The sequence below is a fragment of the Bacteroides sp. An279 genome (assembly GCF_002159615.1).
Lineage (GTDB): Bacteria > Bacteroidota > Bacteroidia > Bacteroidales > Bacteroidaceae > Phocaeicola > Phocaeicola intestinalis.
This window is the reverse complement of sequence record NZ_NFJA01000215.1, coordinates 1-568: the sequence shown is the minus strand read 5'-3', so window position 1 is coordinate 568 and position 568 is coordinate 1. Positions and strand designations below refer to the sequence as shown.

At 52.1% G+C, this 568-nt stretch carries 1 protein-coding gene; it reads right to left on the bottom strand.

Annotated features, from left to right (window positions below):
- Window positions 1-568: IS30 family transposase (locus tag B5F78_RS16685; protein ID WP_140400244.1), on the bottom strand; the 568-nt coding region annotated here is incomplete at both ends.

Here is a 568-nt window from a genome sequence, read left to right as displayed (position 1 = left end):
AGAAATTGAGTTTTTCTCTCGGTCTGGCATTAATTTTCTTCCTGATCTTGGTTATTTTTCCTTCTGTAACCGTACTGATGTCGGTTCCTTTCGGGATATATTGCCGTATCAGCTTGTTGCCGTTTTCTATGGCTCCTTTCTGCCATGCGCAATAGGAATCGGCAAAATACACGGGCACGTTGAGCTTCTTGGTTATCCATTCATGCTCGGCGAACTCACTGCCGTTGTCCGTGGTGATGGACTTCAAGGCCTCTCCCTTGTATGGCAGCAGCAACCTCCACACGGTTCTTGCCACAGGCTTCGCTTTCTTCCCGTGCTTGAGCCTTTCCATCAACAGGAAGTTCGTGCTCCTTTCCGTCAGCGTGAGGATGGCGTTGCTGTCCTTGTCCACGATGAGGTCCATCTCCCAGTCCCCGAAACGTTTGCCGTCGGCTTCCGCCGGACGCTCGTGTATGCTCACACGGTTACGGATGTTCGTGGCCTTAGTCTCATGACGGTGTGAGGCCTTGCGCTTGTATTTCATCTTATGCCGGCAATGGGAAGCCAGTTCCCCGCTTTCGTCCTTGCG